The 20,474-nt window shown below is 66.3% G+C and carries 22 protein-coding genes; 4 read left to right on the top strand and 18 right to left on the bottom strand.

All coding sequences use genetic code 11. From position 1 onward, the window contains the following. Positions 1 to 7: 7 nt before the first annotated feature. The 13 genes from ATO6_RS18660 to ATO6_RS18600 all read right to left on the bottom strand — a co-directional run bounded on the left by ATO6_RS18660 (position 8) and on the right by ATO6_RS18600 (position 11,128). Entirely contained in the window at positions 8 to 433 is a 426-nt protein-coding gene (locus tag ATO6_RS18660) for a DUF302 domain-containing protein (protein ID WP_088625548.1), read from the bottom strand. A gap of 88 nt (positions 434 to 521) precedes the next feature. After that, positions 522 to 1,784 (bottom strand): NAD(P)/FAD-dependent oxidoreductase, encoded by a 1,263-nt coding sequence (locus tag ATO6_RS18655; protein WP_088625547.1) that lies wholly within the window; start codon positions 1,782 to 1,784, stop codon positions 522 to 524. Between the two features lie 28 nt (positions 1,785 to 1,812). After that, positions 1,813 to 2,514: a c-type cytochrome gene (locus ATO6_RS18650; RefSeq protein ID WP_176441010.1), complete on the bottom strand. Its 702-nt coding sequence runs from the start codon at positions 2,512 to 2,514 to the stop codon at positions 1,813 to 1,815. Between the two features lie 13 nt (positions 2,515 to 2,527). Next, complete coding sequence (locus ATO6_RS18645) at positions 2,528 to 3,595, bottom strand: c-type cytochrome (protein WP_254919211.1); 1,068 nt, start codon at positions 3,593 to 3,595, stop codon at positions 2,528 to 2,530. 322 nt (positions 3,596 to 3,917) lie between these two features. Then, positions 3,918 to 5,201 carry a sulfite dehydrogenase gene (gene soxC, locus ATO6_RS18640; RefSeq protein ID WP_088625544.1) on the bottom strand — a complete coding sequence of 428 codons (1,284 nt, stop codon included), beginning with the start codon at positions 5,199 to 5,201 and terminating at the stop codon, positions 3,918 to 3,920. Positions 5,202 to 5,245: 44 nt separating this feature from the next. Continuing rightward, on the bottom strand, positions 5,246 to 5,683 hold the full coding sequence (locus tag ATO6_RS18635; RefSeq protein WP_088625543.1) for a DsrE family protein: 438 nt from the start codon (positions 5,681 to 5,683) through the stop codon (positions 5,246 to 5,248). A gap of 23 nt (positions 5,684 to 5,706) precedes the next feature. Beyond that, positions 5,707 to 7,404, bottom strand: a complete 1,698-nt coding sequence (gene soxB, locus ATO6_RS18630; protein WP_088625542.1) for a thiosulfohydrolase SoxB — start codon at positions 7,402 to 7,404, stop codon at positions 5,707 to 5,709. Between the two features lie 94 nt (positions 7,405 to 7,498). Further along, a complete protein-coding gene (gene soxA, locus ATO6_RS18625; protein WP_088625541.1) occupies positions 7,499 to 8,350 on the bottom strand; it encodes a sulfur oxidation c-type cytochrome SoxA in 852 nt (283 codons plus the stop codon). Positions 8,351 to 8,405: 55 nt separating this feature from the next. After that, positions 8,406 to 8,735: a thiosulfate oxidation carrier complex protein SoxZ gene (soxZ, locus tag ATO6_RS18620; protein WP_088625540.1), complete on the bottom strand. Its 330-nt coding sequence runs from the start codon at positions 8,733 to 8,735 to the stop codon at positions 8,406 to 8,408. 18 nt (positions 8,736 to 8,753) lie between these two features. Continuing rightward, positions 8,754 to 9,170, bottom strand: coding sequence for a thiosulfate oxidation carrier protein SoxY (soxY, locus tag ATO6_RS18615; protein ID WP_088625624.1), 417 nt, complete (start codon positions 9,168 to 9,170; stop codon positions 8,754 to 8,756). Positions 9,171 to 9,196: 26 nt separating this feature from the next. Continuing rightward, a complete protein-coding gene (gene soxX / locus ATO6_RS18610; RefSeq protein WP_088625539.1) occupies positions 9,197 to 9,667 on the bottom strand; it encodes a sulfur oxidation c-type cytochrome SoxX in 471 nt (156 codons plus the stop codon). Between the two features lie 148 nt (positions 9,668 to 9,815). Next, positions 9,816 to 10,373 carry a thioredoxin family protein gene (locus ATO6_RS18605; protein ID WP_088625538.1) on the bottom strand — a complete coding sequence of 186 codons (558 nt, stop codon included), beginning with the start codon at positions 10,371 to 10,373 and terminating at the stop codon, positions 9,816 to 9,818. 14 nt (positions 10,374 to 10,387) lie between these two features. Then, on the bottom strand, positions 10,388 to 11,128 hold the full coding sequence (locus ATO6_RS18600; RefSeq protein ID WP_088625537.1) for a cytochrome c biogenesis CcdA family protein: 741 nt from the start codon (positions 11,126 to 11,128) through the stop codon (positions 10,388 to 10,390). Positions 11,129 to 11,206: 78 nt separating this feature from the next. Here ATO6_RS18600 and ATO6_RS18595 point away from each other — a divergent pair, with 78 nt between their 5' ends. Genes ATO6_RS18595 through ATO6_RS18585 form a run of 3 tightly spaced genes read left to right on the top strand, consistent with a single transcriptional unit; the run spans position 11,207 to position 13,072 of the window. Next, positions 11,207 to 11,578, top strand: a complete 372-nt coding sequence (locus ATO6_RS18595; RefSeq protein ID WP_088625536.1) for a hypothetical protein — start codon at positions 11,207 to 11,209, stop codon at positions 11,576 to 11,578. A 4-nt stretch (positions 11,579 to 11,582) separates the two neighbouring features. Continuing rightward, positions 11,583 to 11,969, top strand: a complete 387-nt coding sequence (locus tag ATO6_RS18590) for a helix-turn-helix transcriptional regulator (protein WP_088625535.1) — start codon at positions 11,583 to 11,585, stop codon at positions 11,967 to 11,969. Positions 11,970 to 12,016: 47 nt separating this feature from the next. Next, a complete protein-coding gene (locus tag ATO6_RS18585) occupies positions 12,017 to 13,072 on the top strand; it encodes a YeeE/YedE family protein (protein WP_088625623.1) in 1,056 nt (351 codons plus the stop codon). Positions 13,073 to 13,074: 2 nt separating this feature from the next. On the opposite strand, the gene tcuB is transcribed toward ATO6_RS18585, so the two are convergent. From tcuB to ATO6_RS18570, 3 genes are read right to left on the bottom strand one after another with little or no spacing between them, the layout of a single operon-like run. Further along, complete coding sequence (tcuB, locus tag ATO6_RS18580; RefSeq protein WP_088625534.1) at positions 13,075 to 14,154, bottom strand: tricarballylate utilization 4Fe-4S protein TcuB; 1,080 nt, start codon at positions 14,152 to 14,154, stop codon at positions 13,075 to 13,077. Beyond that, complete coding sequence (tcuA, locus tag ATO6_RS18575) at positions 14,144 to 15,538, bottom strand: FAD-dependent tricarballylate dehydrogenase TcuA (protein WP_088625533.1); 1,395 nt, start codon at positions 15,536 to 15,538, stop codon at positions 14,144 to 14,146. The genes tcuB and tcuA overlap by 11 nt, the downstream gene beginning before the upstream one ends. Further along, on the bottom strand, positions 15,535 to 16,215 hold the full coding sequence (locus tag ATO6_RS18570) for a GntR family transcriptional regulator (RefSeq protein WP_088625532.1): 681 nt from the start codon (positions 16,213 to 16,215) through the stop codon (positions 15,535 to 15,537). The genes tcuA and ATO6_RS18570 overlap by 4 nt, the downstream gene beginning before the upstream one ends. 160 nt (positions 16,216 to 16,375) lie before the next feature. Here ATO6_RS18570 and ATO6_RS18565 point away from each other — a divergent pair, with 160 nt between their 5' ends. Continuing rightward, entirely contained in the window at positions 16,376 to 17,179 is an 804-nt protein-coding gene (locus ATO6_RS18565; RefSeq protein ID WP_088625531.1) for an SDR family NAD(P)-dependent oxidoreductase, read from the top strand. 28 nt (positions 17,180 to 17,207) lie between these two features. Here ATO6_RS18565 and ATO6_RS18560 read toward each other — a convergent pair whose 3' ends face one another. Both ATO6_RS18560 and ATO6_RS18555 read right to left on the bottom strand, forming a co-directional pair. Continuing rightward, a complete protein-coding gene (locus tag ATO6_RS18560; protein ID WP_088625622.1) occupies positions 17,208 to 18,542 on the bottom strand; it encodes a sigma-54 dependent transcriptional regulator in 1,335 nt (444 codons plus the stop codon). A gap of 19 nt (positions 18,543 to 18,561) precedes the next feature. Then, the gene (locus ATO6_RS18555) at positions 18,562 to 20,319 is read right to left on the bottom strand and encodes an ATP-binding protein (RefSeq protein ID WP_088625530.1); all 1,758 of its coding nucleotides are present in this window, start codon (positions 20,317 to 20,319) and stop codon (positions 18,562 to 18,564) included. Between the last annotated feature and the right edge of the window lie 155 nt (positions 20,320 to 20,474).

Genomic DNA, 20,474 nt, shown 5'->3' with positions numbered 1-20,474 from the left:
TGAAAAGTCAGCCTCCGGCTTCTTCGACGATGTCTTTCAGCAGGTCCTCGACCACGTCCATCGGCCCGTCCGGATAGGTTCGGTAACCGATTTTCACACCGTCTTCGTTCTCGAATACGAAAATTCCGTAAGGACAGTAGCCGACGTTCAGCGGATCGGCCTCCATCACCTGCCGCGACACCACGGCCGAGCAGAACTGGAACACCTGCGCGTCGGTGAAGATCTGCTTCGTCGCGCCCACATCCGCCGCCGTGCGGTTCAGCATCTCGCCGACGTGGCTGACGTGGTCCACGACCAGCCCGCGTCCGACGATGGCATTCTCGACCGCGAAAGCGGCATCGTCGTAGCTGCCCTCGAAAGGCACGGCCACGATTTCTTCCGCAACTGCCGGCAGGGGCAGTGCGAGGATCAGAGCAAGAGACAGGTGTCGCATCGGAATCTCCTTTGGGTTTCAGCCTGTCACGGCTGCGGCGGCGGGTCGTTGATATCGCGCAAAGTCCCGCCGCCCTGTCACATCCGCATCAGCCGAACATGTCCGCGGTGATGCCCTGATACCAGCCCAGCGATTCCCGGTAGGTCGCCGCGCGGGTGTCCGCATCCTCGCCCGTCTGGCTCACGAAGCTTTCGGTCGAGGCGATCTTCTCCGGCGTCGCCTCGTAGGTCGCGCCGACCTTTACGCCATCCTCGGGCGCAATCAGCGACCAGCAGGTGTTGGAGAACTTGGCCGGGAACACCTTGGACCCGGTCAGCGCGCCCCGCACGGCGTTGGCGCAGACCTTGGCCTGGCTGTTGGCCGAGAAGCCGGACTTCGGCATGTCGCCCTGCGCCGCCGCATCGCCCAGCACGTAGACATCCGGGTCCGCCTTGGTCGACATGTCCGCCGCGTTCACCGGCGCCCAGTTGCCCTCGGTCACGCCCGCGATCTCGGCGATCCGGCCCGCCTTCATCGCCGGGATGACGTTGCAGACATCCACCGTCTCGACCGAGCCGTCGATATCGACGGTCATCGCCTGCGCATCGACCTTGACGTTGCCGCCGCCGAAATCCGGGCCGATGCGTTCGATCATGCCGCCGTAATGCTTGGCCCAGCCTTCCTCGAACAGCGCCTGTTTCGAGAACTTCTCCTTCGGGTCGACCACGAGGATCTTGGCCGTCGGATTGTTCTGCTTCAGCAGATGCGCCACCATCGACACCCGCTCGTAGGGTCCCGGCGGGCAGCGATAGGGGTTCGGCGGCGCGATCATTGCAAAGGTCCCGCCCTCGGGCATCGCCATCAGCTGCGCCTTGAGCAGTTCGGACTGCGACCCGGCCTTGTAGGCATGCGGCATCCGATTCTGCTGGGTCACGTCCCAGCCCGGCACCGCGCCATCGACGAAGTCGATGCCAGGCGACAGGATCAGCTTGTCATAGGACAGCGTGTGCCCGCCCGCGAGCGTGACGGTCTTGGCGTCCCGGTCCACCCCGGTGGCCCAGTCGTGGATGACGTTGATGCCGTAGTCCGCCGCCAGCGTCCCGTAGGTGTGGCCGATGTCGGCCAGTTCCTGGAACCCGCCGAGGTAGAGGTTGGAGAAGAAGCAGGTGAAGTAGGTCCGCGTCGGTTCGACCAGCGTGACGTCCACCGCACCCTTGCTGTCCTTGGCGATATAGCGCGCGGCGGTCGCCCCGCCTGCACCGCCACCGATCACCACGACCCGTGGCCGGGCCTGCCCGATCGCCGCGGGCGCGGTCAGCGTTGCGGCAAGGGCCGCTGTCGTTCCCAGAAAGACCCGTCTGTTCAAAGCCATAGTATCTCCTCCCTGAAAATATGGCGCGCTAGTCCTCCTCCAGCGCCCCGAAATACGCGGCCAGCGCCGCAATCTCCTCGTTGCTCAGCCGGCCGGCCATCATCTGCATGACCGGGTTCTGACGCTTCTTTTCCTTGTAGGCATGCATCGCGACCACGAAGTCTTCGACCGGCCAGAGCGTGATCGACGGGATTCCGTCATCGCCGCCGTCCGACTGATGGCAGGTCTTGCATTCGGACGAGAGGTATTCGCCGTATTCCGGGTCGCCGGCGATGGCGAGTATTTCCGGATCGACATCGTGATCCGTCCCGCTTGCCGTCGGATCGGCCTCGGGGATGTCGCGCGGACTGTCGGAATGGACCCGGAGATAGGCAATGAGATCAGCGCGCTGCCCGTCGTCCTTCATGCCGCGATAGCTCATCCGCGTGCCCGACGCGATGGAACGCGGGTTCTCGAGGAACCCGTCCAGCGTTTCGGCGTGCCACTCCAGCCCGGCCGCACCGGCGCGCGCCATGCTCTTGGAGTAGCGGAAGTCCTCCAGCCCCCCGGCCTTGCGGCCGAAGAGCGTGTTGAGGTGGGGGCCGATCCGGTTCTCGGCGCCCCGTCCGATCTGGTGACAGCCCTTGCACTGGCTGAACAGCTTTTCGCCCCGCCCCGCGTCGCCCAATTCGCTGGCCGGTGCGTCCGTCGCGAGGACGGTCGCGCCAACCAGCAGGGAGGAACGGATCAGGGCGCGCACCGGCTCACTCCGGGATGGTCGAGAGATAGGCGATCAGGGCCGCGACATCCTCGTCCTTCTTGAGCCCGACAAAGGACATCCGCGTGCCCTTCATGAAGGCCTTGGGATTGGCCATGAACTCGGCCATCGCGGCCTCGTCCCAGACCCGGCCCTCGTCATGCGCCTGCTGGAAGCCCTTGGAGTACTTGAAGCCGTCGATGGACCCCATGACCCGCCCGATGACGCCGTTCAGCTCGGGCCCGGTCTTGTTCTTGGCCCCCGCACCGACCTCGTGGCAGGCCTTGCACTTGCCAAAGACCTTTTCACCGGCCGCGACCAGTTCCGGATCGGCGGAGGCCGTTTCCGCCTTCGCGCTTTCCTCGGCCTTCGGAGCCTCGGCTGACGGGGTCTCCGCGCTGACCGGTTCGACCTTTGCCTCGTCCTGCGAGGACGCTCCGCCGCCCGCCGCCACGTCCTTGGCGGCGGTTTCTTCCGGCGTCACGTCCAGCACGGTGGCGCGCTTGGTGATCTCGACCGAGGGCTTGCAATCCACCATGCAGGGTTCGACCCGCCACTTGGCGTATTCCGTCTCGGGACGGTCATCGACGATGAACCCGTCGGCGTTCGGCATCTCCACGTCGAGGAAGTTCTCGTTCGACAGGACGAAGTCGTCTTCGACGATGTAGTTGGAATAGAGGATGTAGGCGACGATCGCGTAGGTGTCGTCGACCGACATCGTCTGCGCCGCGCCGAAGGGCATCGACCGGTGGACATAATCGAAGGTCGTGGAGAGGTAGGGCCAGTAGCTGCCGACGGTCTTGAGCGGGTCCTCGTCCGCCAGCGAACCGTCGCCGCCTGCCAGCTTGGGCCAGTTGCCCGCCCCTTCGGCAAACTCGCCGTGGCATGCGGCGCAGTTTTCCGAGAAGATCCGCTCACCATCCTCGACCGAGCCGGAGCCGACCGGCAGGCCGGTGCCGTCCGGGCTGACGTCGATGTTCCATGCCGCGACTTCTTCGGGCAGCGCGGCGCGTCCGATCCCGTAACCGCCCTCGGGCGCTGCGGGCGTTTCGGCAGGACCGGTGTCCGCGGCCACCTTGACCGGCGCATCGCCGGAAGACGCGTTGCGGGCGGCCTCTTCGGCCTGTGCCAACCGTGTCTTCAGCGCCTCGAGCTCTTCCGTGGCCGCGTCGACGGCGGATTTCGCCTCGGCCTCGACCTCGGCCAGCCGGGCCTCGGCGGTCTTGGCCGCCTCCGATGCGGCACCGGCCTTTTCCTCGGCCGCTGCCGCGCGCGCGGTGGCGGTTTCGGCCTGGGTCTGCGCCATCTCGGCCTCCTGCGCGCGGTAGTCGCGCGTGGACAGGCCATAGGCCGCCCCGAGGACGATCGCCGCGCCGCCGAGGGCGGGCATCAACAGATTAAGAGACTTCGACATTCTCTGCCTCCCCGGTGGGCGTGACGTGCCAGGTCTGGATACAGTTGTTGTGATAGACGGAGTTCAGACCGCGCACCTCGCGCAGCTGCGCCTTGGTCGGCTGGACATAGCCCGTCTCGTCGATGGCGCGGGACTGCAGCAGCATCTCCTCGCCGTTCCACTCGGTGTCGAGGTAGAACCGGGTCAGCGCCTTCGTGTCGCCCTGCGTCCGGCCAAGCCGCGCGGTTTCCCAGGTGATGCCGCCGTCCTTGGACACGTCGACGCGCGTGATCCGCCCGTGGCCCGACCACGCCAGACCGGTGATCACCAGCGGTCCGTTGCCATGGGTGATCGGCGCCTGCGGGCTGGGGCTGGTGATGACGGATTTCGCATCCATCACCCATGTCCATTTGCGCGAGATGCCGTCGGCCAGGGTGTCGGTGTATTTCGACGTCTCCTCGCGGCTCTCGATGGCCTGCGCGGTGACTTCGATCCGGCGCAGCCACTTGATCCACATGTTGCCTTCCCAGCCCGGCACGACCAGCCGGACGGGATAGCCATGTTCCATCCTGAGCGCCTCGCCATTGGCCTTGAAGGCGACCAGCACGTCGTCGAGCGCTTTTTCCATCGGGATCGAGCGGCCGTTGGACGAAGCGTCGGCGCCTTCGACATAAACCCACTTGTCCGTGAGGTCGCCGGCGGCCGAGAGCCCGGCCTCGTTCAGCAGCGTCCTGAGCGAGACGCCGGAATATTCCATGTTGTGGATCATACCGTGCGTGAACTGCGCGCCGTTCAGCTGCGCCCCCGCCCATTCCATGCCGGTGTTGGCCGCACATTCGCAGAAGTAGACGTGGTTCTCGCGCGGGAAGCGTTCGAGGTCGGCGTAGGTGAAGACCAGCGGCTGGTCGACCAGCCCGTTGATCATCAGCCGGTAATCTTCCTTGCGCAGTTCGATCGCGCCGGAGTGGTGGCGCTCGAAGGCGCAGCCCTGCGGGGTGATCGTGCCATCGAGCGCGTGGATCGGCGTGAAGTTGATGGAGCTGATCGGATCGGCCGTCAGCCAGGGCACGTTGCGCCGGATGACATCCGATTCAAACTCGATCGGCATGCCGTATGGCGTCGCATCCACACCCAGCCCGGTGCCCGAGGCCCATGGCTGGACCTCGGTGATCAGCGGGTCGGGCCCGGCGGCGCGCACCGCGCCTGCCGCGACCGCCCCTGCCCCGACAGCGGCGGCCGAGGTCAGGAAAGCGCGGCGCGACTGTCCTTTCTTCTCAGTGTCCATCATCAACTCCAGTTTCGTATTACCTGCCCCGTGCGGGCATCCGCCCGTCAGGGGCGCACATAGGCATAGCCCTGTTCCTGCAGCTCGATCAGCCGGACCACGCCGGACGGCACGATCCGTGCCTCGTCGAGCAGCGCGATATCCTGGCCCTGCTTTTTCTTCATGTTTTCCAGCGTGTTCTCGCAGGCGGAGAAGGTGACGTGCTCCAGCTCCAGCGCCATCGCCGAGATCCGGTCCGCCACCGGGCTCTTGCCCTCGACAAACATCATCAGGCCGGGGCCATAGGCGACGATTTCGACTGTCGCCTGGTCGCCGTTCTCCTTGTAGTAGCTGGCGAGGTTCTGGACGTTGTTCAGCGCCATGTTCAGCACCTGCGGGTCGTTCTGGTCCACGTGGACCGCGACCTTGTGCATCATCCCTTCGGCCCATGCCCCGGTCGTCAGGCACAGTGCGAGCGCGGCAGCGCCCAGTCCGGTCTTCATCATCGGTTTTCCTCCCTTTCCGATGTTCAGGCCCCGACCACCGTCACGCTGTTGTTCGGCGCGACCGTCACCGTGCCCATCTTCTTGATATGCGCCTCGACCACGTCCCAGATCTGCGGTCCCTCGGTGCCCTCGTTCACGCTGGCCCAGCCCGCGACGACGTAATTCTTCGCCGGATCAATGGCTTCGCCCGTCTTCAGCAGCGTCATCTCGCTGACGCGCTCGCCCTGCGGTTTGGTGATGTCGATGCGGTAGCCCATGCCCCCGATGCGGACCATGTCGCCGCCCTGCTGGTAGTAGGGATCGGGGTTGAAGATGTTGTCGGCCACGTCCTCGAGGATCACCTTGATGAACTCGCCGGTCATCTCGGACCGGTAGGCCTCGCCGTAGGACATCGAGGTGACGTTCCAGATGTCCTCGCGCGTGATGTCGTCGCCGGGGATCAGGCTCGGCCCCCAGCGGACGCCGGGGGACATCGCGATGTCGGCCTCGCGCTCGCTCAGCAGGGCCTCGCAGATCAGGTCGTCCCACGTCCCGTTGAAGTTGCCGCGCCGGTAGAGCAGGCTGTCGGTCTGGCCGACGACCTCTTTCAGTGCATCCGCGTAGGGGGCGCGCTCCGCGTCGATCAGCGCCGCGACCTCTTTGTCCGGCTCGATCACGTCGGCAAAGATCGGGATCAGCTTGTGGCGGAAGCCCATCATCCGGCCGTTCTGCACGTCCAGATCGACGCGGCTGACGAATTTCCCGTTGGAGCCGGAGGCGACGATGATCGTCTCGCCCACAAGAACCGGCTCGGGCAGCGCGTCGTGGGTGTGGCCGGACAGGATCACGTCGATGCCCGTCACCTTGGACGCCATCTTCTTGTCCACGTCGAAACCGTTGTGCGACAGGCAGACCACCAGCTCCGCGCCCTCGGCACGGACTTCGTCCACCATTTCCTGCATGTTCTCGTCGCGGATGCCGAAGGAGTATTCCGAGAACATCCAGCGCGGGTTGGCGATCGGCATGTAGGGGAAGGCCTGACCGATCACCGCGATCTTGACGCCGCCGCGTTCGAACATCTTGTAGGGCGGGAACAGCTCCGACGGCTCGTCCCACTCCGCGTCGAAGATGTTCTGGCCAAGCGCCGCGAAGGGCAGCCCGCCGACCAGCTCCTCGACCCGCGCGGAGCCAAGCGTGAATTCCCAGTGGAAGGTCATCGCGTCGGGCCTGAGCGCGTTCATCACGTTGACCATGTCCTGGCCTTCGGTCTGATAGCAGGTGTAGGACCCGTGCCAGGTATCGCCGCCGTCCAGCAGCAGCGCATCCGGCCGTTCGGCCCGGATCGCGTTGATGACGGTCGCCACACGGTCGAGGCCGCCGACCCGGCCATAGCCCTTGGCCAGCGCCTCGAAATCGCCGGAGGACAGGGCGTAGTGATAGGCGCTGCCGTCCTCCACCCCGTAGAACTTGCGGAAGTCCGCGCCGGTGATGTGCGGCACCGCGCCCTTGTTCTCGCCCACGCCGATGTTGACCGAGGGTTCGCGGAAGTAGATCGGCTTGAGCTGGGCGTGGATGTCCGTGACGTGGATCAGCGAGACGTTCCCGAACGTGTCGAACTGCAGGAGCTGGTCCTGCGTCAGCGTCTGCTGCGCGGCCAGCCGCGCCCATTTGCCGAAGCCCGAAGCGCCGAGCATGGCCGAGGCGGCCATCGACACCTGCAGGAAATCGCGTCTCGAGATCATGTCACTGGTTCCTGAATTCGACACACATGCGCATGTGTGAATGCTTTAAGAGCGAGAAACCCCGCGCGAGGTCAGGCCCGCGCGGGGTTCCGGGTTAGTTGCGGACCGAAGGGCCCTCGACCGACAGGCCGTTGCCGCGCGAGGCGACGTAGAGCTCCAGTGCGATGAACTCCGGGCTGCCCGCCGCGAAGGTCTCGCCACGGGTGTCGCGCACGCAGCCACGGAAGCGGCCCTGCACGCCGACCAGCTTGGCGTCCTTCAGACGGTAGGCCGGAAACGCCTGGATCTGACCCTGGCTCAGGTGGTCCGAGCGGATGTAGTTGCCGTAGTTCTGCTCGTGGCAGTTGGCGCAGGACAGTTCCAGCTGGCCGAAACGGGTGTAGTAGATCTCCTTGCCCTTCGCCCATGTTTCCTGGGCCGGGCCGTCGATCGCCACGTTCATCGGCATTCCGCGCGACACCGAGGCGATCAGCGCCTCCATGTTCAGCGCGTCGTCCGAGTCGAGCTTCAGCGGCTCGGCGCCCATCCGTTCGGTCCGGCAGGCGTTGACCTGCATCTGGATCGTCCGCACCTCGCCCGCCGCCTCGTTCCACTTGGGATAGGTCGGCTTCACGCCCGCCATGCTTTCCGGGTCGTTGTGGCAGGACGCGCAGGATTTGCCCTCGGACCCTTCGACCATCGCCCACTGATCGCGCGCCTTGTCGACGAAGATCATGCCGGGGTTGTCGAAGTCGTCCTGCTCCATCGCCTGGGTCTCGTCGTCCCGGAAATGCCAGCCGGAAATGACCTCGTCCAGCGCGCCGTCCAGATGCGCGGGCGCGGCGGCCTTGGTGGTGATCTCGAGATCGCCGTTGATGACCAGCTGGTCGTCGTCGGCTTCGGCCCATGTCAGGGTCGCGGTGGTCGCAAGGGCCAGCGCGGCAACGGACAATGCCTTGAATTTCATGGTGTTCCTCCCCTGATGGACCCTGCCCCGCGGCCCCGCGGGACAGGGCAAGCCCTTAGCCGACGGTGATCGGCTTGACGTCTTCGTAGACAGAGCCGTCGTCGTCGTACCAGGTGAACTTGAACTCGCCCGAGGCATCGACCTTGGCGTCGAATTCGAAATACGGGTTGGTCGAGATCGCGGGCTCCATCTTCACGTCCACCACGTTCTGACCGTTGAAGTCACAGGTGAAGCGGTTGATGATCGAGCGCGGAATGAGGTTCCCGTCGCTGCCCTTGCGCTGACCGCTTTCCATCTGGTGGTTGATCAGCGACTTGATCGTGATGACCTCGCCGGCGGATGCCGACTTCGGCACCTTCACGCGGGGTTTTGCATCGTTTGCCATGATCCGGTTCTCCTACGCTCAGCCGCCGCAGCCGCCGATGGTGACTTTGACGGTCTTCGACGCACGCGCGAACGAACCGTCGGCCATCTTGGCAATCGCCACGACGTCCTGGGTGCCCGCAAGGCGGATGCGCGTCGCCGCGCGCGACGCGCCGGCGAGCGGACCGAAGGTGAAGGTGGCGACGCCCGGTGTCGGGTTGCCGGTCGCCAGCAGCAGGATGGCGGCCGCGCCCTCGGCGCCGACCTCGATCGGAACGGTGTTGCCGTTTTCGGCGATTTCGGGCGCGGTCAGGTCGACCCCGCCATCCGTCACGGCGGCGCCGCCGGTGAAGGCCGCGATCGCGTCCTCGGCCGCCGCGTTGACGCGGAACGGCAGGAACGTCATCAGCGCGGCGCCGGCGCCAAGCGCCAGTGTATCGCGTCGTGTGAAGCTCATCGTCATATGTCTCCTATCTCTGTCGCTCATTCCTTGAGGGTCTTGAGGAAGGCGACCACATCCTCGATTTCCTGCGCCGTCAGGATCGGCGCCAGATCGGCCGGTGCGGCCTTGCCGGTATAGCCGTCGCCCGGACGGGTGAAGCCGCTGACCTTGTAGAAGGGCGGCATCACCGTCCCGTCGAAGGTCATCTTGGCATTGGCCACGATCCCGCGCAGTTCCGCCTCGGACCAGGTATCGCCGACCGAATCCAGCGTCGGGCCGACGGTGCCGTGGAACGGCGCCGCGCTCAGCGCCGTGACCTCGTGGCAGGCGACGCAGTTGCCCTTGGCCCGGTTGGTCATGATGGCCTTGCCGTTTTCGGGATCGCCCGCCGTGCCGGTCAGCGATGCCTCGATGGCGCCGCCGTCATATGCCACGTCGTCCGGCGCGACCGGCGCCGCGATGGCGACACCTGCGACCAGCGTGGCGGCCAGTGCTGTTGCTGTAAGCCTCATGTTTCCTCCCCTGAGCGCGTTGCGCCGCCTCTCCGGCGCTGTGGGCTGTTGCATACCGTAGGCCACGGACGCGACAAAACGCAACATCAAATTCACTTACATGAATTTAAATATTCTTGCCGCGCTGCAGCGCCCCGCGCAACTTTCGTCACTTCCAGCTGCCGAGGTTCCGGGCATGGTATTTCTGGAACGGCTCGTCACCGGCATAGCCTTTTTCCAGCACCCAGTTCAGCAGGTTATAGGTCGTTCCTTTCTCGAACGCGCCGGGCATCGTGACCACCGCCGCCTTGGCTGCCGAGACACCTTCGGGCACCTCCTCGGGCAGGAAGATCATGGTGGGCGTAAAGATCGCGCCCCACTTGCTGACGGCGTCCTTCTCGGACAGCGACTCGCCGTCGAAATCCGTCACCTCGGTGTCGCCGAACATGTTCATCTGGATGACGAAGAATCGCTCGTTCAGCAGTGCGTCGATCTTGGGGGTCGGATAGACCTCCTCGTGCATCTTGCGGCAGTAGATGCAGCCGCGCTGTTCGATCAGGATCATCAGCCGCTTGCCCTCTGCATTGGCCTCGGCCAGATCGTCGCGCAGGTCCTTGAACGTGTCGTGCATCCAGGCTGCCTTGTGCAGCCCGTCGTCGCCCATCTCGGCCGCCGCGACATGGCCTGCGGTCAGCAGCGTCGCCAGCAGGATCAGAAGTTTTCGCATGATTTCTCCTCCACTTACCCGACGGAGCTGAACCACGGGATGGTGTCCAGCATCCATTGGGCGATGATGTTCACGGTATTGGTCGCGATCAGGACGCCGAACAGGATCAACAGCACGCCCATGGCCTTTTCCACTGTGCCCAGATGTTTCCGGAACCCCGCCATCCAGCGCATGAACGGCCCGATGAAAAGCGCCGCGATCACGAAGGGCGCGGTCATCCCCACCCCGTAGACGAAGAGCAGCATCGCACCGCGCGTCGCCGTCTCGGCCCCGGCGGCGGTGAACAGGATCGCCGCCAGCACCGGCCCCACGCAGGGCGTCCAGCCAAAGGCGAAGGCGAGCCCGATGACGAAGGCCCCAAGCAGGCTGACATCCTTGGTGTCGCCCGCATCCGCGCGGAACTGGCGGTAAAGGATGCCGATGCGGATCACCCCGAGGAAATGCAGCCCCATGGCGATGATAATCGCCGCCGCCACCCATCTGAGGACGTCGAAATATTCCCGCACCATCTGGCCGAAGACCGTCGCCGTCGCCCCCAGCCCCATGAAGACCGTGATGACCCCGAGCGCGAACATGATCGCCGCGATTACCGCCCGGCGGCGCACGCCCGGCGGTGCTTCGCCCCCCGCCGCGATCTGGTGAACGCCCGCGCCGGCGAGATAGCTCAGGTAGAACGGGACGATCGGCAGGATGCAGGGTGATAGAAAAGACAGCAGACCTGCAACAAGAGCGCCGAAAAACGATACGTCGAACATGCCGCAGCCTGAACCCGGTTGAGAAATTCAAATATAAGATTATGTTTGCCCTGCTGGTCCCGTCAATCGGACATCGACATGCGACTGATGACAATTCTCGCGGCAGGGTTCCTGTCGCTCGCCCCCGCACTCGGCCTCGCCGAGACCCGCCTGCTCATGGCCGAGCAGCCGGGCTGCGCGTGGTGCGAACGCTGGGACCGGGAGGTCTCCGCGATCTACCCCAAGACGCCAGAGGGCGAAGCCGCCCCGCTGGAACGCTTCGACAAGACCGAGGGCACGCCCGACGGCGTTACGCTGGCGCGCAAGATTGCCTTTACCCCGACCTTCGTGCTGGTCCGCGACGGGGTGGAAATCGACCGCATGGAAGGGTATCCCGGTGAGGATTTCTTTTGGGGCTTGCTCGGCATGATGCTGGACCGGGCGCAGATTGATTACAAGAAGGCTGGCTAGACGTATGACCTTGCAGCAGAATTCCGAAGATCAATACGACACCGAGGACCGCGGCACCTCGCTTCCCGTCTTCGACGAAAACACCTGCGCCGAGGATATGGACCGCATGCTGCGGAACGCCACCACCGCGTCGAACTTCCTCAAGGCGATCTCGCACGAAGGCCGGATGATGATCCTGTGCCACCTCGCCACCGGCGAGAAATCGGTGACCGAACTCGAGGATCTGCTCTCGGCCCGGCAGGCCGCCGTGTCGCAGCAGCTGTCGCGCCTCCGGCTCGAAGGGCTCGTCACACCGCGCCGTGATGGCAAGACCATCTACTACAGCTTGACGGACGACCGGCCCCGCAAGATCATGGAAGTTGTCTACGACCTCTTCTGTCGGGAGGACTGACGCCCGCCGTCGCCGGCGCGCGCCGGGACACGAAAGGGCCGTCAATGCTGCTGGATTACATGAGTGACGCGAATGCCGTCGCCCTCATCGGGCTTGCGGGCGGCATCGTTCTGGGCCTCGCCGCCCGGATCGGGCGCTTCTGCACCCTCGGCGCGATCGAGGACTGGCTCTATTCCTCGGACGACCGACGGATGCGGATGTGGGCGCTGGCCATCGGTGCCGCGATCATCGGCGCGCACGGGGCGGCGGCGCTCGGCCTGCTGGATTTCGGACAGACCGCCTATCTCGATCAGGTCTGGAATCCGCTCGGCTCGATCATCGGCGGCCTCATGTTCGGCTACGGCATGGCGCTGTCGGGCAACTGCGGCTACGGCGCACTGGCGCGGCTCGGCGGCGGCGACCTGCGGTCGTTCTTCATCGTCCTCGTCATGGGCATCTCGGCATACGTGGTCATGTCCGGCCCCCTCGCCCAGACCCGCGTCTGGCTGTTCCCGGTCGAAACCGGCGCAGAGCGCCCGCAGGGCTTCTCGCAACTGGCGGCCCTGCACCTCGGCATCCCGCCGCTGCTGACCGGCGCGGTCATCGGCGCGGCGCTGATCGCGCTCGGCCTGTCGTCGCGCCGGATGCTCGCCTCGCCCTCGCATATCGTCTGGGGCCTCGTGGTCGGGCTCGCCGTCGTGTCGGGCTGGGTCGGCACGCAATGGGTCGCCGCCAATGGGTTCGACGCCGAACCGGTCCAGACCCACACCTTTGCCGCGCCCATCGGGGACACGATCATATACATGATGACGGCCTCGGGCACCGCGCTGTCGTTCTCGGCGGGCTCGGTCTTCGGCGTGCTGATCGGCGCGGTCCTCGGCTCCTACTCCAAGGGGCATTTCCGCTGGGAAGCCTGCGAGGATCCGCGCGAACTCGGCCGCCAGATCCTCGGCGCGGCGATCATGGGCCCCGGCGCGATCCTAGCCGTCGGCTGTTCCGTGGGGCAAGGCATCTCGGCCTTCTCGCTGCTGGCCTTCTCCGCACCCGTGACCTTCGCCGCGATCCTCGCCGGCGCGGCCATCGGCCTGCGCCAGCTGATCACCGGCTTCGCCCCGGCGGAGTAGGCCTAGCCCTTGTCCTGCCGGTCCCGCATCAGCGCGGCGAGGCGGAAGAAGCCGTGCACCATCTTGGAATAGGGCATCAGCAGGAAGAAGGTCAGCACCGACCCGAGGTGCAGCGGCAGCATCACCGCCACTGCCCCGGTCCCGCCGAGCGCGTAGAGCAGCAGCCCCGAAGCCGCGACCACCAGCAGCACGATGTAGAACCAGATCTCGCCACCCGCGACGTTCTTGGCCCCAAGGTCGTGGTCCGCCTTCACCTTGAGCGACGCCATCCACAGCACACCGGCGACCAGCAGGATCCCCCCTGGCACGCCAAGCATCTTGGGCGGCGTCCAGAAGCCATAGGGCGCTTCCCACCCCATCAGGTAATGCATCAGCGTCGCGACCGAGGTCGAGGCAAAGCACAGCAGGAACCCGTAGAGGATCAGCTGGTGCGCGATCCGCCGCGCGTTCGAGAACCGGTCACCGTCCTCGAAGTTGCAGCCCTGCCCCTGCCCGCCGTCGAGGTTCTTCATCCGCCCGGCATCATGCAGCGCCCCGGTGACGTCCGACGCCCGCAGCGCCTTGCCGCCCACATCCGCCCAGTAGCGGCGCAGGGCGATCCCGATCGCCACCATTGGAAAGACGAACGCGGGCAGGAAGATCGCCACCATAGCCCCGTGCGACAGGTAGGCATAGAACCCCTCGCCGCCCCCCGGCAGCGCCGCGACGGCCGCGAACAGCAGGGCGAAGCCCGCGATCACCGCCATCGCGATGGCCAGCCCGTTACGTTGGAACATCGGCGCCAGCCCGGTGGGCCATGCGTAACGCTCCCAGCTTTCCACCCGCACATCCGCCAGCGCCGCCGGCAGGTTCAGGGCGAACTCATGCGGCTCCGTATACTGGCAGGCGTAATAGCAGCCCCGGCAGTTGTGGCAGAGGTTGGCGAGCTGCGTCAGGTCGCCGTCCGCGAAGGCCTTCTGCCGGGTCATCGCCGGGAATACCGCGCAGTATCCCTCGCAATAGCGGCAGGCGTTGCAGATCTCGAGCTGCCGCCGCGCCTCTTCCAGCGCGGGCGCGCCCGCGTTCACCTGATCAAGCGACATGCGCCGCGGCCTCCCTGCCTGCAATCCGTCCGAATACCGTTCCGATGGTCATCCCGAACCCGGCCAGATAGCCCTGCCCCAGGATCGACCCCGCCATGATCTCGCCCGCCGCCCAGACGTTTTCGTACCGCCCCTCCGGCCCGGTCACCCGCGCGGTGTCGTCGACCTTCAGCCCGAGGTAGGTGAAGGTCACGCCGGGGCGCAGCGAATAGCCGTAGTAGGGCGGCGTATCCAAAGGCCGCGCCCAGTTCGTCTTGGCCGGTTCCAGCCCCTCGGTCGCCAGCCCGTCCAGCTCGGTCGGATGAAACGTGCCGGGCCGACAGGCAGCATTGAACGCGGCCACCGTTGCCTCCACCTTCTCGCGCGGCAGGCCCATCTTCTCGGCCAGTTCCCCGATGCTGCCCGCCTCGATCGGCGGAAAGACGGAAGGCATGAACAGGTCGCGCGACTTGGCGTCGATCAGCGAATAACCCACCTGATCCGGCTGCGCGGCCACCAGCCGCCCCCAGATCGCATAGCGTTTGGGCCAGACATCCTCGCCCTCGTCATAGAACCGTTCGCCGTCGCGGTTCACCACGACCGAGAACGGCACACAGTCCAGCCGCGTCACGATCCCGCCGTCATACTGCGGCGCGCGCCCGTCGATGGCCACCGCGTGGCACTGGGTCGGATCGCCCACGCTCTCGGCGCCCTGATCCAGCATGTCCTTCAGCACCACGCCCCGGTTGTAGGGCGTGCCCCGGATCAGGAAGTTCCGCGCCGCCGGACCCCATGCCCGTGCCAGCCAGTCCAGGTCGGACTGGAACCCGCCAGAGGCCAGCACGACCGCCCTGCCCCGGATGGTCAGCCGTTCGCCGCCGATCTCGACCTCGACCGCCTCGAACCGCCCGCCGGTGACCACCACGTGCTTCACCTGCGCCTCGTAGGCGATGGCCACGCCCAGGTCCTCGGCCGTGTTGTAATAGGCGTTCACCAGCGCCTTGCCCCCGCCTAGGAAGAAGGCGTTCGTCCGGCTCAGCGACAGCGTGCCCGACAGCGACGGCTGGAACCGCACGCCGTGGTTCTCCATCCACGGCAGGCAATCCTCGGACGTCGTGATCGCAAGCCGCGCCAGCCCCTCGTCGGTCTGGCCCTTGGTCACGCGGATCAGGTCGTCGTAATATTCGTCCTCGCCATAGGCATCCGTCAGCACCGAAAGCGGCCCGCGATGCATGCAGCGGAAGTTCCGCGTGTGCCGCGAATTACCGCCGCGATAGAACTCCGGCGCGCCCTCCAGCAGCACGACCCGCGCCCCGGTCTCCGCCGCCTCGATCGCGGCGCAGAGCGCGGCATTGCCGCCCCCCACCACGACCAGATCCCAGTCGACCCCGGCCAGATCGCTCATACGCCGTCCTCCCCCTGCCTCTCCCGCAGCCTGAGCTGCCGCAACCGCATCCGCTGCGCGCCCTGCATGTGCTGGCGCATCGCGTTCTCCGCATCCACCTGGTCCCGCGCGCGGAGCGCCGCGACGACCCATTCATGTTCGTCCGCCGCCTGCGCGAACCGCTTCGTCTCGGCCATCGTCGTGGGCCCGAGGATCAGCATGCTCTTCTGCAGCGTGCTTACCGCGCGGATCAGGTAGCGGTTCTTGGCCGCGTCCAGCAGCGCCAGGTGGAACTGGCGGTTCAGATCCGCCCGCTCCGCGTTGCTGCCCGCCGCCGCCATCTCGGCATTGATCGCGGCGATCTCGTCGATCTCCACGTCCGACGCCGCCCGCGCGGCCAGTCCCGCCGCCGTTGCCTCCAGCGTCGTGCGCATGTCGTAGAGCTCGGTGACTTCGGAATAATCGAGCTGCCGGATCACCGCGCCGAAGCGCGGCACATGCGTCACCAGCCCGTCGGCCTCCAGCAGCCGGATCGCCTCGCGCACGGGGGTCCGGCTGATCCCCAGCCGTGCCGCCAGATCGGTCTCGGTCAGCCTGTCGCCGGGCAGCAGCGATCCGGCCCGGATCGCCTCGATCAGCCGGTCATACGCCTCGCGCCCCTGCGGGGCACCCGTCTTTCGCAATCCGTCGTCTGGCATGAATCCCTCCGTATCCATCGGGATACAGAGGGATACCCGATGGGTCAATCCGACCCTTTTCGACTGCATGCATGTAGAGAAAGGCGCTCGGGGCGATAGCGCCTCCCCTCGCGGTCCCGAACGTGCCATCACTGGCACCGGAGCAAGGGAGGACACAGACATGGGACAACTCGACGGGCGGATCGCCCTCGTGACCGGCGCGGCATCCGGCATCGGTGCCCGCTGCGCGACGACACTGGCGGGCGAAGGGGCCACCGTTGTGGTGACGGACCTCGACCCCGTTGGCGGCGCGGCGGTGGTGCGCGACATCGAAGCGGCGGGCGGCATGGCCGAGTTCCTGCCGCAGGACGTCACCGACGAATCCCGCTGGTCCGAGGTCATCGCCCACATCGAGGCCACGCACGGGCGCCTCGACATCCTAGTCGCCAACGCGGGCATCGCCGTGCCCGCTGCCTCGATCACCCAGATGTCGCTGGCCGACTGGCGCAAGCAGACCGCCGTCAACATCGACGGCGTTTTCCTGACCATCCGCCACGGCCTGCCGCTGATGCGACAGGGCGGGCGCGGTGGTTCGATCGTCGTGATGTCGTCGATCGCGGGCCTGCGCGGCGCTCCGTCGCTGGCGGGCTACTCGGCCACCAAGGGCGCCGTGCGGCTGCTGTCCAAATCGGTGGCGCTGGAATGCACCGCAGCGGGGGACGGAATCCGGGTGAACTCGGTCCATCCCGGCATCATCGACACGCCGATCTGGAACGCGATCCGCCCCGAGGCCGCAGGCCACAACGGCCCGTCCGTCGGTCAGGAGATGGGCCGCAACACCCCCATCGGACACGCCGCCGATCCGCAAGAGATCGCGAACGGCGTGCTGTTCCTCGCCTCCGATGCGTCACGCTACATGACAGGGTCGGAACTGGTGATCGACGGGGGTGTGACAGCGGGCAGCAACCGACGCGCGCCCGGCTAAGGGCGCGCGCGGCAAGGCGTGGCAGGGCTTACAGGTAGTCCTGCCGCTGCAGCCCGTACTTCGCCATCTTCTCGTTCAGCGTCCGGCGCGGCAGGCACAGCTCGTCCATCACGGACGCGATCGAGCCCTTGTGCCGTCGCATCGTGTTGTCGATCAGCATCCGCTCGAAGGCTTCGACGTATTCCTTGAGCGGCTTGCCCTCGGTCGTCATCACCGGCTGCATTTCGTCGTGATCGCTCATCAGCAGCGAGGCGATGGTCCCGGACCCGCGCCGCGATTGCAGCACCGCCCGTTCGGCCACGTTGATCAGCTGCCGCACGTTGCCCGGCCACGGCGCCTGCAGCAGCTGCGCGGCCTCCTGCGCGGTCACGTTGGGCGTCTCGCAGCCGTATTCGTCCGCGAACTGCTCGGACAGCTGGGTGAACATCAGCAGGATATCCTCGCCACGCTGGCGCAGCGGCGGCACGGTGATCCTGAGCGCGGCCAGCCGGTAGAACAGATCGGGCCGCAGCGCATCCTCGCAGGTCTTGTTCTGCTCCTGCAGGTTGGAAATGGCGACGATCCGCGTCTCGGCGGGCGTGCCCTGCTCATTGATGACCGACAGCAGGCGCGATTGCAGCGTCTCGCTCAGCTTCTCGATATCCTCCAGCACCAGCGTCCCGCCGCGCGCTTCCTCGATCGCGGGCAGCTGGCTGTCCTCGGGCAGCATCGGCCCGAACAGCCGCTTTTCCAGCCGCGCCTCGTCCATCGCGCCGCAGGACAGCAGCACGAACTTCTTGCCCGCCCGCGCGCCGACCGCATGCAGCGCATGCGCCACCAGCGTCTTGCCGGTCCCGGTCTCGCCGTCGATCAGCACGTGCCCGTCGGCCTGCCCGAGATCCAGAATGTCCTCGCGCAGCCGTTCCATCGTCGGAGAGTTGCCGATCAGTTTCTTCATCAGCTGCGACCCGTCCGACAGTTCCCGCCGCAGCTGGCGGTTGTCCATCGTCAGGCGGCGCGCATTGGCCGCCTTCTTGGCCAGTTCGGTCATCCGGTCCGGGTTGAACGGCTTCTCGAGGAAGTCGAACGCCCCAATCCGCATCGCCTCGACCGCCATCGGCACGTCGCCGTGGCCGGTGATCATGATCACCGGCAGGGCAGAGTCGGTCCCCATCAGCTTCTTCAGGAACTGCATCCCGTCCATGCCGGGCATCTTGATGTCCGAAATCACGATGCCGGGATATTCCGGCCCGAGGTTCTTCAGCGCGTCCTCGGCGCTGGAAAACGTCTCGGTGTCGTATCCCGACAGGGCCAGCCACTGGCTGATCGACTGCCGCATGTCCTGCTCATCGTCGACGATGGCAATCTTCATGCCTTTTTGCATGCTCATTTACTCCGCTCGGCTACTCGGCCGCCTCCATGTCTTCTGACAAGATAGGCAGTTGCATCTCGAAAACAGCCCCACCGGCCCTTCCGTTCCGTGCCGTCAGTCGTCCACCGAGGTCGTTGACGATCCCCGAAGAGATGGCAAGACCCAGTCCGACACCGTCTCCGGGCTGCTTGGTGGTGTAGAAAGGCTCGAACAAAGACGTCAGGTCGTCGATCCCGTGACCGTTGTCCCGGACCGTCAGAACGGCGGTCTCGCCGGCGGCCAGCAGGACGTCGATTTCCGGGGTCTGCACGGTCTGGGTGGCGTCGATGGCGTTGCGCATCAGGTTGATGATGACCTGCTCGATCCGCACCCGGTCACCCATCACCATCACCCGCCGGTCCGGCAGGGCGACGTTCATCCGTATCTTTCGCTGGCGCAGTTGCGGCTCCATCATCGACAGCGCCGAATGCACCGCCTGCCCCATGTCCACGGGCGCCAGATCCTCGCCGCCCTTGCGGGCATAGGATTTCAGCTGCCGCGTGATCGCGCCCATCCGTTCGATCAGGTCGTCGATCCGCTGGAAGGACGACAGCGCCTCGTCCGGCCGGTTCCGCCGCAACAGCAGCCCCGCGCCCGCCAGATAGGTCCGCATCGCCGCCAGTGGCTGGTTCAGCTCGTGACTGACCGCCGCCGACATCTCGCCCAGTGCGGCCAGCTTGGACGACTGCGCCAGCGTCTGCTCGGCCACGGCGAGGTTCTCCTGCACCCGCTCGCGCTCCGCGATCTCGCGCTGCAGCCGCTCGTTCAGCGCCCGGAGCGTCGCGCTCTCCTTCTGGAAGAAGGCGCTCTGCAGGGCGTTCTTGCGGCTCAAAACATAGAAGGCCAGCGCCAGCAGGATGGCGAAGGCCATGATCTCGGAGGCGATCACCCCGTTCACCCGTTCCCGGATGCTGGCATAGGTCGTGTAGCTGGTGATCTGCCAGCCCCGGAACGGAATGCGCGAGGACATCCGCATCACCGCCTCGCCGCCCAGGTAGGCGTCGGCCGGCAGCGCCGTCCAGTCGGCGGTGGCCTGGATCGCCCGCTGGATCGCGCTCGCCGGCGGTTCGGCCGCCAGCGCGTCGGCCTCGGACTTGCCGCGCCAGCGCAGCTCGGTGGCCAGGATGATCGTGCCGGTGGAATCCGTCACGTGCACCGCATCCGCGAACCCGGCCCAGGCCCGTTCGAATTTCTGCAGATCGACCTCGACCAGAACGACCCCGATAGCTGTCCCCTGCGTCTCGATCTTGCGCGAATAGGTGAACCGGTAGCCCCCGGTCTCGCGCTGCAGGGCCGAGAACACGGTCCCGTTGGACCGCAGCGCGTCGACAAAGAACGACTGCGCGCGGTGCTGCTCGCCCAGCCGGTTGCGGTCGGTCGCGGCGACGATCCGCCCGTCCGCGTCCAGCAGCATGAGCGAGGCCGCCTCGATCTCGTCCACGAAGGAGATCAGCCGCTGCGTCGATCGCGAATAGTCACCCGAATTCAGTGCCCCGATCAGCTCCGGGTCGCGGCTCAGCAGCTGCGGCACGATGGAATTCCGCTGCAATTCGCTGACGAGGTTCCCGCCATAGAGCGCCAGCCGCAGCTCCGCCCGGTTGCGCGTGTTCTGGGTGAACCGCTCGGTCAGCAGCCAGTTGGTGACGAGCACGACGCAACAGGCAATAGCGACGAATATCAGCAGGGCGACCCGCGCCCGCCAGCTGATCGTCCGCCCCTGTTCCTGCTCCTGATCGTCCGTCGCTGACATTCGCGTCCCGCACAAAAGATCGTGACAGGATACGCCCGCCCCCCGCCGCGCTCAAGCGCGGGCGCCCGGAATGGGCGGCTCTTCGCCATAAGGTGATGGAACCGTGACCGTCAGGCCCTGCCCGAATGGACGGGCCCGATCCCCGGCTTCATCTG

This window comes from Oceanicola sp. 22II-s10i, assembly GCF_002210105.1.
Taxonomy (GTDB): Bacteria; Pseudomonadota; Alphaproteobacteria; order Rhodobacterales; family Rhodobacteraceae; genus Pseudooceanicola.
Note: the sequence above shows the minus strand (reverse complement) of the source record. Positions and strands in the feature narration are given on the sequence as shown.

Excerpts from the sequence above, each read along its gene's own strand:
- ATO6_RS18660 (WP_088625548.1), bottom strand. The coding sequence starts at position 433 with ATGCGACACCTGTCTCTTGCTCTGATCCTCGCACTGCCCCTGCCGGCA.
- ATO6_RS18655 (WP_088625547.1), bottom strand. The coding sequence starts at position 1,784 with ATGGCTTTGAACAGACGGGTCTTTCTGGGAACGACAGCGGCCCTTGCC.
- soxC (WP_088625544.1), bottom strand. The coding sequence starts at position 5,201 with ATGATGGACACTGAGAAGAAAGGACAGTCGCGCCGCGCTTTCCTGACC.
- ATO6_RS18635 (WP_088625543.1), bottom strand. The coding sequence starts at position 5,683 with ATGATGAAGACCGGACTGGGCGCTGCCGCGCTCGCACTGTGCCTGACG.
- soxB (WP_088625542.1), bottom strand. The coding sequence starts at position 7,404 with ATGATCTCGAGACGCGATTTCCTGCAGGTGTCGATGGCCGCCTCGGCC.
- soxA (WP_088625541.1), bottom strand. The coding sequence starts at position 8,350 with ATGAAATTCAAGGCATTGTCCGTTGCCGCGCTGGCCCTTGCGACCACC.
- soxZ (WP_088625540.1), bottom strand. The coding sequence starts at position 8,735 with ATGGCAAACGATGCAAAACCCCGCGTGAAGGTGCCGAAGTCGGCATCC.
- soxY (WP_088625624.1), bottom strand. The coding sequence starts at position 9,170 with ATGAGCTTCACACGACGCGATACACTGGCGCTTGGCGCCGGCGCCGCG.
- soxX (WP_088625539.1), bottom strand. The coding sequence starts at position 9,667 with ATGAGGCTTACAGCAACAGCACTGGCCGCCACGCTGGTCGCAGGTGTC.
- ATO6_RS18605 (WP_088625538.1), bottom strand. The coding sequence starts at position 10,373 with ATGCGAAAACTTCTGATCCTGCTGGCGACGCTGCTGACCGCAGGCCAT.
- ATO6_RS18600 (WP_088625537.1), bottom strand. The coding sequence starts at position 11,128 with ATGTTCGACGTATCGTTTTTCGGCGCTCTTGTTGCAGGTCTGCTGTCT.
- ATO6_RS18595 (WP_088625536.1), top strand. The coding sequence starts at position 11,207 with ATGCGACTGATGACAATTCTCGCGGCAGGGTTCCTGTCGCTCGCCCCC.
- ATO6_RS18590 (WP_088625535.1), top strand. The coding sequence starts at position 11,583 with ATGACCTTGCAGCAGAATTCCGAAGATCAATACGACACCGAGGACCGC.
- tcuB (WP_088625534.1), bottom strand. The coding sequence starts at position 14,154 with ATGTCGCTTGATCAGGTGAACGCGGGCGCGCCCGCGCTGGAAGAGGCG.
- tcuA (WP_088625533.1), bottom strand. The coding sequence starts at position 15,538 with ATGAGCGATCTGGCCGGGGTCGACTGGGATCTGGTCGTGGTGGGGGGC.
- ATO6_RS18570 (WP_088625532.1), bottom strand. The coding sequence starts at position 16,215 with ATGCCAGACGACGGATTGCGAAAGACGGGTGCCCCGCAGGGGCGCGAG.
- ATO6_RS18565 (WP_088625531.1), top strand. The coding sequence starts at position 16,376 with ATGGGACAACTCGACGGGCGGATCGCCCTCGTGACCGGCGCGGCATCC.
- ATO6_RS18560 (WP_088625622.1), bottom strand. The coding sequence starts at position 18,542 with ATGCAAAAAGGCATGAAGATTGCCATCGTCGACGATGAGCAGGACATG.
- ATO6_RS18555 (WP_088625530.1), bottom strand. The coding sequence starts at position 20,319 with ATGTCAGCGACGGACGATCAGGAGCAGGAACAGGGGCGGACGATCAGC.